Annotated in this window: 8 protein-coding genes; 3 read left to right on the top strand and 5 right to left on the bottom strand. The window is 56.3% G+C overall.

All coding sequences use genetic code 11. The features are described from left to right. Positions 1–12 precede the first annotated feature (12 nt). From AC27FC_RS21900 to AC27FC_RS21890, 3 genes are all read left to right on the top strand, one after another. On the top strand, positions 13–510 hold the full coding sequence (locus tag AC27FC_RS21900) for a hypothetical protein (RefSeq protein WP_487160378.1): 498 nt from the start codon (positions 13–15) through the stop codon (positions 508–510). A 348-nt stretch (positions 511–858) separates the two neighbouring features. Beyond that, positions 859–1,629, top strand: a complete 771-nt coding sequence (locus AC27FC_RS21895; RefSeq protein ID WP_487160377.1) for a TraX family protein — start codon at positions 859–861, stop codon at positions 1,627–1,629. Between the two features lie 14 nt (positions 1,630–1,643). Continuing rightward, a complete protein-coding gene (locus AC27FC_RS21890) occupies positions 1,644–1,967 on the top strand; it encodes a hypothetical protein (RefSeq protein WP_487160376.1) in 324 nt (107 codons plus the stop codon). Here the strand turns inward: AC27FC_RS21890 and AC27FC_RS21885 are convergent. The 5 genes from AC27FC_RS21885 to traD all read right to left on the bottom strand — a co-directional run bounded on the left by AC27FC_RS21885 (position 1,945) and on the right by traD (position 14,035). Next, entirely contained in the window at positions 1,945–2,748 is an 804-nt protein-coding gene (locus AC27FC_RS21885; RefSeq protein ID WP_487160375.1) for a DUF4225 domain-containing protein, read from the bottom strand. The two genes, AC27FC_RS21890 and AC27FC_RS21885, sit on opposite strands and share 23 nt — an antisense overlap. 888 nt (positions 2,749–3,636) lie before the next feature. Beyond that, positions 3,637–4,650 carry a plasmid replication initiator RepA gene (gene repA, locus AC27FC_RS21880; RefSeq protein WP_487160374.1) on the bottom strand — a complete coding sequence of 338 codons (1,014 nt, stop codon included), beginning with the start codon at positions 4,648–4,650 and terminating at the stop codon, positions 3,637–3,639. A gap of 580 nt (positions 4,651–5,230) precedes the next feature. After that, entirely contained in the window at positions 5,231–6,019 is a 789-nt protein-coding gene (locus AC27FC_RS21875; RefSeq protein ID WP_487160373.1) for a DsbA family protein, read from the bottom strand. A gap of 28 nt (positions 6,020–6,047) precedes the next feature. Further along, complete coding sequence (gene traI, locus AC27FC_RS21870) at positions 6,048–11,471, bottom strand: conjugative transfer relaxase/helicase TraI (RefSeq protein ID WP_487160372.1); 5,424 nt, start codon at positions 11,469–11,471, stop codon at positions 6,048–6,050. Continuing rightward, positions 11,468–14,035: a type IV conjugative transfer system coupling protein TraD gene (traD, locus tag AC27FC_RS21865; RefSeq protein ID WP_221696968.1), complete on the bottom strand. Its 2,568-nt coding sequence runs from the start codon at positions 14,033–14,035 to the stop codon at positions 11,468–11,470. The genes traI and traD overlap by 4 nt, the downstream gene beginning before the upstream one ends. Positions 14,036–14,125 lie beyond the last annotated feature (90 nt).

Here is a 14,125-nt window from a genome sequence, read left to right as displayed (position 1 = left end):
GGAGATTATTGTATGACTTTCAAATTAACCGAAAGCAAACTGGACATTCTTGTCAATACGTTAAACGCCATTATATGCGGTGAAGTAAATATTACGCGTGAGCAGCGCGAAAATATGGTCAGGACGGTCGCAACTCTGGGTGGGTTAACAGAACGACAGCGCCTCATCACAGCTGAAAAAGAAGCCAGAAAGCAGGTAAAAGAAGAAAAGGAAAAAAAACCACGTCTTCCGGATGAAGTTTTTCCGCGTTCCGGAAAACCTTGGACAGCGGAGGACCTGGACCTTATTCATTCGATTATTTCTGATATTCCGGATGACAGAATAGATGATCATATACTCTGGCTGTCGAAAAAACTGCAGCGCACCCCTTATGCCATCACCCTGAAAATTGTCAGTGAAGGCCGTATGAACGAGGAATGGGCTAAAGGATGGAAGCCTGCTGCAAAATCTATTCGTGAAGATTTTGCTCTGGTCAGGTCAAAGACTTCAGCAAACAATATTGATAATTAATTAAAGGTCGTAACTCAATCAAAATGAGTCGATAAATTGACTAATGTTTAGAACGTTAATATGAAATTTTATTAGGAAATTCCCTACTCTACTAAATATATTATTCATGCGGCCGATAATAAGAGTGTAAGAAAGGGGGCGGTGTGAACGATTTTCATAATTTAAGTATTTGTATTCAGAATAAGGATGTGGCAGGCGCAATGCGGGTTCTGCGTGATAAATCAGAATTTGCGGTGCGCAAGATTCTGGAGAAACTAAAGATCAGGGTCACAACGCAAACCGGCAGGGCATTCTGGCATTATGTTCAGGGCTGGCTATTAACTGCGTGTCGCAAGGGGAATATACAGCATGAATCATTCATTACCCGACGTTCTTCCCACTATCCGGAACGCCAGCCAGCTCAGTCCCGCTGCACTCGATATGGTCAAGCTCCTCGCACTTCTGGCCATGATTATCGACCACACCAATACGGTGTTTCTGTCGCCAGCCTTGCCGGTGATGTATGCGCTTGGCCGGATGGCCTTCCCCCTGTTCACGCTTATATGGGCGATGAACGTACAGCGCACCCCGGAACGACTGCAGAAGAGAGCCAATCGTCTGTGGATCTGGGCAGTCATAACGCAGCCGGTGTTCAGCCTGGCCTTCCAGAATCAACAGCCCTGGTGGGCCCTGAACATTCTGTTCGTGTTTGCAGGCGTCACGCAGCTGCTTGCCCTGCAGTACCGGCACGGCCGGAAAGGAATGCTTGCCGGGTATCTGCTCCTGGCCCTTATGATTTGGCCCCTGCAGCCGGCAAGTTACGGGCTGGCAGGAATAACGCTGGCTATCAGTATGGCAACGGTTTCTGGCAGCGATACACCCGGAGTGCAGCGGCTGGCAGCCATCACTGCCGTGCTGTCACTGATTTGTTTAAACGGGTTATCGCATCTCCTGGACATGCCCGCAGAAACATTATTACTGGCCACGCTGCCTACTCTGGCATTCCCCCTGGCAGTGGTTTCCTTCTGCAGGCAAATCTGTCCGGAGGGCCGCAGGCGTTTCATGCCGCGTAATTTCTTTTATTATGCTTACGCCGGTCACCTGGGGATTATTGGTTTGATGCAGTATACTTTCGCCTGATTAGGGAGGACGTGATGGCTATCAGTGAGAAAGAGCTGCTTGAGGCAGGTTTCAGCAAAAACGAAGTGGACAATTTACAGGGCCGGCTTGCAGCAGGCGGAAGCACCATGCAGCATCTTATCGATGCGCTCTCACGGCGCTTCCGGGTGTCGGTATGGATCACTGTCGCGCTGGTTCTGGTTATGCTGGTCGCCCTCATTGCCGGCAGCCGGACACACATTCTTTCCGGGGGAATGAGTTCCCTTGTAGTCCTGATCATTGCCTGGGGGACCTTCCCACCTGTACTGGGCTGGAAAGCATTCCGCCTGCAGAAGACTATTTCCCGGAAGGCTCAATAGTCAGTAGATCAAGCGCCACTTTGGCTTTAACCCCCCATCCCGCAATTTTAAGCGCCATTGCGGGACGTGGCGTGCCGGATACTTTCCTGAAGAAATCGGGCCTGGTCCAGTACCACAGCCGTTGTGCTTCGGGTTTCAGCCTCAGGCCATACGCGCCGTAGACTTCGCTGAAGAGTGTGACAGCCTTATACGTCCCCAGCCCCTGCTGCCGGCTGAAGCCCAGAAATTCAGCGATCTCCATCGAGCCGTCAGCGAATATTCCCTCCGTCTGCTTATCACCGAGGAGGTTGTGCGCGGCTTCCCGTGAAATCGTGTTAAAGCCATTTACGACAATCACCGCGCCGGCCACCACGCCCACCGGCGTCATTGAGGACATCATGACGATCCCACCAAAGATGGCCGCACCGGCCACCACGACGTCGACCGCTGAAATGATGTAGCCCACAATTTTGTTCTCGTCCCGGACAACCTTCACCTCAGCATAGAGTTTTGCATAGCCGGTTTTGAGCGATCGGGACTGCTCCAGCAGGCTGGTATTTTCAGCCCGTAAGGCCCGCAGACAGGCCATACAGTCATCATCCGTTTTCGCCCGGCGCGCGGCCTCAAACTGGGCCATGATGAATGCCCTGATCTCATCCACAAACTGAATCCGGATAAAACCATCCTGGAGATGCATAGCCGCCACCGTGTTGGCCGTATTCACCAGTTTCCGAGCCTCAAGGTTGATCATGGTTTCGGCCCAGGCACGGGGATTCTGGCCGGGTAAAAGCAACGTGTCCATTTTATAGCCTCGCTTATCTGTTTCTGAAAGCATATTCCCGAAACGTTTTTTGACAACAAAAAATGGGCACGCTGTCCTGCAGAACTCACTGATGCCGCATCGCGGCATGGAGGCGCCAGCTGAAGCCAGACAGGGAGAGGAAGTCGACGGGCGCCGTGACCGGCGTAAGCCGCTGCGGTTTGAAAGGTTCTGCCTGTCCCATCCCTTACCCTGCAAAGCCATACCCGCTAACCGCCACGCCTGGTAGTGATGTGCGCGGTCGGAGTGAGCCCGTCGAGGCCAGAGGCCGCTGACGGGCTGTATCTCCGCGTTAGCGCCGTGAGGCGCTTACGAGCGTGTACAGCGGGCTTGCCGCGACGCTAACTGCATCAGCTCTTACTTCTAGTTACAACATCCCTCTTAAAGCGAGGGTGTTCCGGCCCTACGGGCCGGGGCGGCATCGGTTTAGCAGGGGTCAGGTATGTATGCGGTGCCGGGTTGTGGCCAGAACGGCGCCCGGCGCCTGCGACGGGAGGAACTTTTGATTTCTTTCTGAGCGCGCGGCCGTGAGGCCGCTGCATGCGAAGGCATTTTACGTTATCCACAGAGTGGCCGAAGACAAAGATCCACTCTGGAATGTAATGAACAGAGAGATAAAAAAGGTGAAGTAAGACTGTTTTGCGGAATGTCTTTTATTCATTTCCGGGTTACTTCACTTATTCGTTTGCGGGTTTCTGTGAAAAAAAAGAGACTGTGGTCATTGCGGGCCATAACGACCGGCCGAACGTCATGGTGACCGGAAGAAGAAAGGAGTGAAGGATGAAAAATGAGCAGAATGGCCGAAAAAAACAAGCACGAAAAGCCCCGGTGAGGGGCCTGTAAACAAGAAGACTGTTGTGTCGTCTGTGACTACTCCGGTGGAGAAAGCGCCAGATCCAGCTGGTAAAGATGCTGGATGGCCAGCGCCTTCAGGCGCTCAGATGTGCACCAGTACGCTTCGTCAGGCGGCAGGGTGCGATAAATCCATTCAGACATTGCATGGAGTCGTTCATCTGCCGGCAGCTTAATCAGATTGTTGGCACGTTTACGCTCCGCGCCTTTTTTGCGGCGGTAAACGAGTGCCTCCTGACGCTTACGGCCAGACCAGCATTTCCGCGCAGAGTGGGCCTGAACATCATCATGTTCGCTCATCACCCCTTCCCGGATCAGCTGCTCACGCTCGGCGCTCTGACGGAGCTTCTTCTCCTGTTCTTTAAACAGCTTGTCCATATCGACGCCCAGCATCTGGAATCCCACAGGGGTGATATAGACATACATTGGCAGCCAGGTGCGGGATTCACGATCCCAGACGCGTTCTTCCGCGAGACCCAGAACGCCAAACCGTACCTGTTCCTCAATAAGCCGTGAAAGGCGTGACACCGTCACCTCCGTTTCAGGAATGACATTGCCTTTTGCGTCCTTTGCACTGAGTTCTTTTGCAAGACGGGAGATACACATGCCGACGGTATGCTTGCCGGCATCACAGAAGCTGATGAGCACTGGCCAGAGCGCATCGAGCAGGCGCTGACGTTCCGGACGGAAGCCATATTTACGTCCCGCCTTACGGCGGCCGGCGACATAGAGAGGGTGACGAGAAACATGCATGCGCAGGCTGACCTGCCCGGTTTCTTTATCTTTTTTCACCAGGCGATTGTAGGCATGACCGAGCTGTCCGGAGAGCTTTTTATAATGCTCCGGGCGATACCAGGCCGGGTTCTCACATTTGGCTTTTGTGGAATGCTCACCGCGTTTGCGGCGGGTCAGTTTTTTGACCGGTGCAATGAGGAAATTACCCTGAGTGCCGGCATCGACATCCTGCCAGAAACGGGTTAGCTCATCTTTCGGTAGATCTGACCAGTGAACAGAAATCTGATTGTCATTCACGGCGGCCTGTTCTTATGGCGGCCGGGTGTTGTTTTCTATGGTGCATGCGTTATAATCCTTCACAGGCAACGCGCCTGCTTTTGGACCCCCTGATACCTGTGTCTTCCGCCAAGATGATGACAGTTATCGGGGGGTTTGTGCATTCAGGCTCCGGGAAATCCCGTAACCTGCTCCTGAACGTTTTACTGGACACGTCCTGTCCTTGTTTGTTTCCGGAAGTCCGCATTTCTTCCGTAAAACCATCTTCTGCCACCCGCCTGCCTCACCACAAAGCAGTCAAACCGTCAGTTTGAGTTAGGTCACAAAAGTAATCTGAATCAACAATCTGTCCCACCACAAGACGATCGCTGACGATCCGAATACTACCTTCTCGTCAGTAATTTTTCCAGATGTTAGACCAGATAACCGTCCGTAGTTTGCATGCTAACTATCCTTAAGGGACTATAACCGGCAGCGCTCGCCGCAGTATCAGGCCGGCAGGCCTGATCGAGGAAGCGCAGGAGAACGGAACGGGAAGATGGCAATTACGCGCGGAACATGAAAAACAGTCTCTGGCGGGAGACGTTCTTCGGACTGAGGATCATTTCACTCTGGTGGCTTTCCGGATTGCTGCCTGGAGTCTTTCAGCGGTTACGGCTTCGGGGAAAACCGTGATGGTGTCGGGAGTCGCCCCGCTAACGGGCATGACGACGATCCCCGGCGTTCCGGTGAGCCCCAGTTCCTCTGCCAGGTTACTGTTTTTCTCAAGGGACGCGGTATGGTCGCCCGGCACAGAGGCGGCCAGCCCTGCCTTTGACGCTGCCGCGAGTATATCCTCCGCCGTCAGCTTGCCTTCATTATGGCCGGTGGCGTAGATGGCATTGTGATAGGTGACATAGGCCTGCGGCCCTTTCTTTTGCCAGACCGTCAGCCCCTGCTGCGCAGCCTGAAGTGAAGCTTCCCAGCGTCCACCAAATATTGGCCACTCCTTAAAGAGGTAGCGGACGTCCGGCTGCGCTTTCATGACCTTCTCCAGCTCCGGCGCGAAGCTGCTGCAGAACACGCACTGGTAATCAAAGAATTCAATCACAGCGACCTTTGCATTATCAGGCCCGTAAGCCGGGGTGTCCGGATCATGCAGAAGGTTCGCCTGATACTCCATCACGCTGAGTGCAAACATCTTCTGCTTACGTGTCTCCTGCTGTTCCTGCAGCTTACGACTGACCGTCACCAGTATCTCCGGGTGCGACACCAGGTAGTCAGCAGCGATTTCGCCGATACGTGCCTCCTGCTCCGGGCTGAATAAGGGCTGAGGGGCCGAAGCGTGTGCCATTGAAATAAAGCCAATGTATGTTGTAACTATTAATGCTGCTAATTTGTTTGCTTTCATAGCCTGATTCTCATGATTAAAAGGGGGATTAACGTTCTTTCTGAATGGTTCGGGTGAGGGTCTGTTCTTCACGCTCCGGCATGCGGCCGCGTTCAGTATTTTCTGCCGCCCTGAGCATGTCTCGTTCAGAGTTTGCCAGATCTGCAATCACACGCGATGCCCGCGACTGTTCACCAGCGGTCTTGTCAGCACCTTCCAGCTCGCTTCTGACGCCTGCAGCGGCTTTTATTTCCTGTCCATCGGTGTTTTCCTCACCTCTGACCCTGGCGATCACATCCGCATCCGGGTTGAGTGGTTCCGGTTTACGCGGGTTAATGTCTTCCGGTTTCAGTCTGATCAACTCTTCCTGTGGAACTTCCGCCAGCAACGACTCCGGCTGCCTGCTCCGTCCGGCTTCTTCATTGCGAACCTGGTCTGCCAGCATTTGCTCGCGCAGCTGCTGTACGTTCTGTTCGTCCGTCAGCGTGGAGACAATACCCGGCGACACATCCTGTTTTGTGTCGCCGCTTACCTTAAGCAGCCATGCTGAAGGCGGTTCATCACCGGTCAGCCAGACCACGCCGTCCTTTGGATGATTTCGTACTGCATCGAGTGCAGCCGTCAGGTCGCTGGCCACAATCGTGTTTCCGGACTGACTCCGCTGCAGCACGGCGCCACGGGCGCGCTCTGTCATGACCATTCGTGTCTCCCCCTGAGTCATCCGTCCTTCCGGGCTGGAAACCAGGGAAACCAGGGCCAGGCCCGCACTCCTGCCATTGTTGTCATACACCGGCAGCGCCAGCGCCGGTTCAGGAAAGCGCCGGGTGGCCGGGATGATTTTTGCCGTCAGTGACGCATCCTGCATGCCCTGATGGCGCACCCAGGCGCGACCGATGGCCGTTTTATTCACCGGCTGCCCCATTGCCCAGATGGCTTTCGCCTGTTTGCGCTGCGTTTCCGGTGCCAGCGCATCGTGCGCAGTTTTGATATCACGCTCCGGTGTTTTTACCGCCTTAACCCAGTCCGCTTTCCCGTCGGTGTATATCTGGACGTGCTCTTTCACGCGTGAGGCTGAAATGTAGAAGGCACGACGGGAAGCCAGTGCCTTACGTCCGTCTTTCGTGCCCTCAAGCGCAATGACATAATCACTGCTGGCCCCCTGTGCGCCGTAGCCGGTGACGGCCCAGCCGTAGTCGATATGCTGCTGCGCCCGGACCTTCTCCGGATTGATGGTGACGCGACCGTTCTCCCCTTTCAGACGGATATTCCCCTCCTCGCTGACCGACTCCACCGTATAGCGCTGGTTGGCCATCTGCCCCTGTTCGCGATCGGTCGCCGTGAACTTAAGCAGATCGCCGGAACGGACTTCCATCTCGCTGCGGCGAAACAGCTGCACGTCACCGGTGATCAGCTCCTTCGGTGAAATCAGAGCAATCTTCCCTTCCTCATCACGTACCGTCACCGTTCTGCCGTTACGGTCAACAGCCACCACATCCTGGTAGCGGTCACCGCGTTTAACCACCATCCCTGCTTCCCAGGCCTCTGTTTTGTTGAACTCATGGCGCGTATGGGTGATTTTATCGAGCACAGGCACCTTAATGGCCTTCTCCCCCAGTTCTCCCCGCGCTGCAAGCGCGGCATGAATGCCGGCATTTATCGCTTTACGGTCGGCGTTCAGCTGCGCAATGATGAGCGTACGGGACCGCGCCTCCGGCGTCCGGTCCTTCCAGTCCGCCACGATGTCGTTAACAGGCGTCTCCGTTTCCTGAATCGCACTTTCCGGGAGCGCGGCTGAAGCGCTACGCGCCACACGGTCAGCCGGCTGGGTTTCAATGCGCTGCAGGGCCGCATCGATCCGGTTATCGATGATGTCGTGAACGGCGCCGCGCAACTGCATGTCTTTCTGACGGACGATTTCCTTCATGATGGCCACATCCATCGGGCTTCGCTCCTGCATCAGCTTAAACGGCGCGCCCACGTCGACCGCTTCAAACTGGTCGATATCCCCCATCGAGACTGCACGTCCGCCACCGCTGGCAATGGCCTGGAACAATGCCGCCGTATCCTGGTTGCCTGCCATTGATGATTCATCGATAAGAAACACCTGTCCTTTATAGTCAGGTTTCCCGCCTGCGGCCGTCGCCTGGTCATGCTCAACGACAAAGGATTTGATGGTCTGCGCCCGTACACCGACGTCGCTCATTTCTTTCACCGCCTGGTGCGTAGGAGCAAGCCCCGTCATCACCGGACGAACGTCCGCCGGCAGGGTCTCCAGTGCAGATATCACCGCCTTCAGCTGGGTGGTTTTCCCCACGCCGGCATAGCCCTGAATCCCGATAAACTGATCGGTGGTACCCAGCACCAGGGTGGTCGCCTTTTTCTGGCCATCGGTGAGTCCGTTCAGCACGGCCTCCGGTACCTGTTCCAGCAACGGCTGCTGCGTACCTTTCCCTTCCTCCACCACGCGCAGAATGGCTTTCTCCATCTCCCAGGTGGACCGGGACACCAGTACCGGCTCTCCCCCTGCGGATACGGACAACAGCTCGCCATTTTTAATCATCGCGCCAATTTCATTCCCGATGGCTTCGAGGTCGGGATGATATTTCTGCGCTTCCGTCGCCAGCTTAAGCTCGCTGATCACCACGGTGCGCTGGTCGTTAATGGCACGCCACACGGCCAGACCCGCGTCCGTCCGGACGCTGTGATGCAGTGAATCAACCGCCTGACTGACGTCCTGGTGACCGCTCAGGTTTCTGACCAGCTGCACGGGAGAGGCATTGGTCTTCATGCGCTGCAGCCGGGCTTCAGCCCGGTCCTGCACTTCGGCGGTGAACACTTCCGCCCGGTGGCCACTCTGTGCCAGCGAGTTCATGGTCTGGGTCGATATGTCGCGGCTGTTGAGCGCGGCCAGCACCACGCCGGTGTCGTTATCCCGTCCGCCCGGCGCGGTCACGTAAGCATGTGACAGATAGAGCGGCTGGTCTTTTGGCAGCGTCAGTGTGTCTTCCCCCCGTTTAACCTCAATCCCCTTTTCACTTATCCCGGTCACCTCAAGACGATCTTTGGCCTTCAGGCTGTGCTCGCGGTCGCCCGCCACGGACAGCAGTTTTTCGCCGGTGGCCACGCTGAGGGTTTCACGGCTGAAGAGACGCCAGTCAGCGCTGATATCCCCGATTTTCATCCGGGTCAGCACGCCGTCACCGTCGATTAGCGAGAGGACTCGCGTGTCCTCATGCACCCGGTCAATCACATAGGACTTACGCTCTTTTGCGTCCGTGCGATCTTCAAACACCATGCCGGGACGGTACGAACCTGGCATGCGGCGCGTTTTGCTGTCGAGCCACACCGGCTGCCGGGCCTCTATCTCCACGCCGTCACGCCCCAGCTGCCCTGCGTTCTGCAGCGCCTCACGTACCAGGCCCGTCAGCTGCGCCTGTTCACGTTTGCCGACCACGACGGCGGTGACGTTATCAGTTCCACCGCTCAGCTCTGCAAACCGGTTGGCCAGCGCCTCGTAACGGTCGCGTTTGTTCGGAATACTGACCACTTCGGCCTCCAGCCCGGGCGCAGGCTCCGTGCGGCGGGAGCGGGCAACCCCCGCGGACTCCAGCACGGACATGGCGTTACCGTTCGCCTGCCGTCCGGCACTGTCGAGAAAGACCAGCTGTGCGTCCTGCGCGCGCGCTTCGCCCAGCAGAACCAGCGTCTCCTTTAGCCCCAGACGCTCTGCCCCTTCTATAATCAGCGTGCTCTGGGGTTTAAGGTGGAAATCACCGCTCAGAACATGCTGCCGGCTGATAATCCGTTCACGCAAATCGTCGGATTTTGCCAGCGAAATGGCGCGCTCGGCAGAGCTGGCCAGCACCTGCACATCACGACCATTCGCGCCGGCAATACCGGCCAGCTGCGCGGTCAGGTCACGGATGCTCGCCACGCCTGACGGGGCATTCATCAGCACCAGGGCGTCCTTCTCCACAACTTCAAGCGCCGCCGGCGCGTACTGCGCCGGGCGGGTGAAACTGACGACTTTTGTGGATTTGAGATGCTCCTGACTCAGCGCCTGGATCGAGAGTTCATCCAGCAGGTGAATACGGGAGGTGAAAACCCCTTTCTCACTGTCCAGCGGCACAATCATGCCGTCCTTCAGCGCTGCATCAATGGCCACACGAATATCCTTAATCTCCGGCAGCCGTTCACTCAGCTCAGCGGTGGTCATCATCAGCTCGCCAAAGGTGAAGCGCGTTTTACTGTCGCTGAGCTGCGAGATGGCCAGCCGGACAGCCTCAGTCAGTTCCGGGCGGGGTATTTCAGTGTCCAGCTGCGCGGCAGGTAAGCTCCTGGTCGCCGGCGTCTTTTCGGGACCGGTCTGTGCCGGCTGACTCAGCGTGTCAGTCTGTTGTGGTACTGGCTGACGGGAGAGGCTCTCCCGTTCTGCGGGTTGAGCTGGTGTATCGACGCTCTTTTCTGCCCTGGACGACGTCTGCAAAGAAGCCTGTTCAGGCACGGCGGGAACCGCTTTAGCCTGGTGATCTCGCTCCGGCTGAGGTGCGGTCTCACGAAGACCTGCATCACGCGGCACCACGCTTTCCTGATACGCCTTCAGGTCAAATCCTTTCTCCTTCATCTGGCCCAGCCAGCGTTCCATCAGGCGCATCCTCGAAGGGTCAACTTTCGCCCTGCGGGTGTCTTTGGCGGCCACATCCCGGCTGCGCAGCGTAGCTTCAGCCCCCACGGCCCCCTGAATTTCCCGGCCCCGTGATGAATATTCGTCCCTGACTTCTTCCGGAACGCCCTTGATCTCCCACATCCCATGCTTGCCTACTTCTTCCACTTCATGGCCGAGCGCTTCAACCCGCTCGCGCAGCGCGCTGCGATAGATTTTCCCGAGGGTGACCTGGTGCTTCATGACGGTTTCGATAAAGCCGGCGTTATGGATATAGTCCGTGGCCAGAGCTTTCCATTTGCCCGCATACTCCGTCATGTTGGCAATCAGGAGATGGGTGTGCAGCTGCGGATCAAGATTGCGCGAGGTATCATGCGTATAGGCGGCCGCCACCATCTTGCCGGTGTGTACGATGGACGTAACGCCGTCTTTCGTGTCGCGGGCCGAGATGAGCTTCTCCACATAGCCGGCCGCCACGCGGACGGCATGGTTATGTGCTTCCACCATTTCTTTATCGTTGCCGATGAGTGCCAGAATGGACACACTTTTGGGGGCGGAAAAAGTCAGGTCATGGCCGGGGCGGTGGACGTGCTGTCCGTTAACCTCCTTGCCAAGCCGTGAGCCGTCCGGCAGGCGGCCCTCGAGCACGGCCGTCAGATCATCGCCACGAACATTGCCCTCAAGACCCAGCTCTTTTGCACCTTCCCCCATCCAGAGGCTCTGCAGGCTCCCCAGAAAATAGTAGTTATCGGAATTGCTGTAGTAGCCTGCAGCCTCACCGGCTGACGCTACTGGGGCGACAGACATCATAGGTCATGCTCTCTCTCGTAATAGTGATGGTCGTTTTCGTCGTAACCCGGGTCGTCCGCGTGACGGTGAAGTAAAATGTTCTCTTCTTCCTGCGCCAGCTGACGGTGGGTGCTGTGGGCTTCATCCTGGGTCTGCGGTGTCACTGACTTCCCTGCCGTCGTCAGACTCAGGCCGCCGTCAGGCAGTGCCGTCACCTTCATATCCAGGTTCATTGATTCGCCCGCATTCTCGCTGGCCTGATCTTCGCCTCCGCCTGAGGTGGCTCCGGTATTGAGCCGCCGTTTCAGCATCCCCAGTGCGCCGACTGCAGCTGGCTCGGAGGGAGCATCCAGCTGGGTTCTGCTGCGGATTTTTTGCAGTGCTGCAGGTATTTCCGGTTTGAGGGGCGCAGTCTCTTTTTGACGAGTTACTGAAGGAGGAGAAGACCGAAGTGAAACGACGTTGTCTTTTTTGTCTTCGGTGACAGTGTCTGTCACCGTGCTGTGATTTTCAGTTACGACTTGCGTAACCACAGGCGCTGTTCGCGATGTGACGGGCTCCCTGGCTGGTACTGGCTTCCGTTCAGGTGCAGCGCTGCGCGAAGGTTTATTTTCTTCCGCCGGAGTACGCGCCACTTTTTCGACGGCCGATGTTGCCGGCGAGCCGGATGCCCCTGCAGACGAAACCGGAGCAGGACCGTCATCTGCAGAGGATGTCTCGCTCCCCTTCTCCAGCACTTCATCACCGGTTGGGAACGTCAGACCTGCAGCTGCAGCTGCGCGCTCGTTCTCCTGAATAACCCTCTCCAGCTCCGGACTCAGTGAATCTCGGATATTGCGCTCGAGAAGGCCTGCCTGCCGCTTCTTCGGCGCGCGATATTTCAGCTTAAGACGGACGACCGGATACTCACCCGGGAGGCGCACATAAAAGTTGAGATTCGGCAGACGCATGATCTGCTCGTAGTCGACAATCGGGTTATTGACCTCGTCCTTACCGAGGGACACACCGTCACGCACCTGGTCCAGACCGTAGCTGTTCTGCTCGCGGATTTTGCGCTTACGCTGGTTGCCCAGCTCCTCTTCCACCACTTTGGCCATCTCCGCACTAGGTGATCGACCGTACATACGGGTGTTCATCAGGTCGAAGATACTTTTGGCCAGCTCGCGGCCGTAGACGTGAACCAGCTGGGCCATGTTTTGCATCCCCAGCACAAAACAGCCACCAAACTTACGCGCCTCGGCAAGCGTCTCGGCCAGCTCGGGGATACGCTGCAGGCTGGGGGCTTCATCGATAATGAACCATACGCGGCGGTCGCTGTTCTCCCCCATGCTCTGCAGCATCAGCGTGGCCAGAGATACCCACAGCGAGATCAGCGGGCGTACACTCTTGCGGTGACGAGCCTGTGTTGAAATAAACAACCAGCTGCTGTCATAGCGTTCCTGCGTCATCCACTCCCGGATGGTGAACGGCGGCTTCGTTCCGTCATCCAGCCCCTGCAGGTAGCGAAGGGCTTTGGCGTAGTTGGTTACCACAGAGCGAATGGAAATGGCCGTTTTCTCGATCTTCTCCTCAACCAGGTTGGCTGAGGGCGTGTTGGCCAGATAGTCACGCAGATTTTTCATGCTGAGGGACAGCAGGGTTTTGAGGAACTTCTCAATGCTGCGTTCCGGGTCCGTCGACATACGAATTGCAAGGTCGGCATAAATAGTTCGCGAGCTGGATACCCAGAACGGATCGGACTCCCCTTCAACCGGGATGAGGCTAGCAGCCAGGTTGTCGTAATCGACCGCGTCGACACACTCACCCCACATCTGCCAGTTGGCACAGCGCTCGTCGTGGGCGTTAAGGATGATATCGGTAGACGGGTTATAGTGGGTTTCGGTGAAGGTACAGCCGGAGTCGTAGATGATGGCCCGGTCACCACGTTTGCGGATGTAGTCGAGTAACCAGCGTATTAGCGTCGACTTCCCCACCCCGATAGTGCCATGCATCAGGAAATTCAGTACCTCCGCCATCCTGACCATATGCAGATCACCCACGCGAAGGTCAGAGAACTCACCGTTTTTACGCAGCAGCTTATTCACTTCAGCAGGCTTGTCAGTCAGCTGCATCCCGGAAATGTATTCGTCTTCACTTTCCTTTCGACCGATATTGGCGATAAACCATGTCACGGCGATAAACACCACCATACTGAACAACCCGCTGGCGCCGGCCGCCCACTGCAGCTCAGTCAGGCACTGGTTGCCCATCTCCTGCATGTACAGGTCGGTATAGATCTGCGGCAGGGTCATTTTGAGCACCATCATCGTCGCGGTTGGCGCATACCAGTAGTGGACGTCGTAAATTTTTGGCGTCCCCGTTGCCGGCATCAGATCGATAAAACTGCTGTTGATGCTGGCAAACCACCACAGGGAGCCGTTATCAAGGGCTTCCTGTGGAATTCGCCAGAGAAAAATGGCGGTAGTCAGCACGGCGAACAGGATGAAGATCCAGAATCCTATCCAGTTGTTCACCTGAATGAACATGCGCCAGCGGTAGGCGGTCATCTGCCCGCCCTGGGTGAGGTTTTTTCCTGCGAAGCTCATAGAGTGTTGTCCGGCCGTTATCGCATCACCTGCGCGGTGATGTGTGTTATCAGAGAAGAAACGTTGAAAAGGTTGCTGTAAAACGTGGTA

The sequence above is a fragment of the Enterobacter sp. C3_dUdeg genome (assembly GCF_057536195.1).
This window is presented reverse-complemented; position numbering and strand designations above follow the sequence as displayed.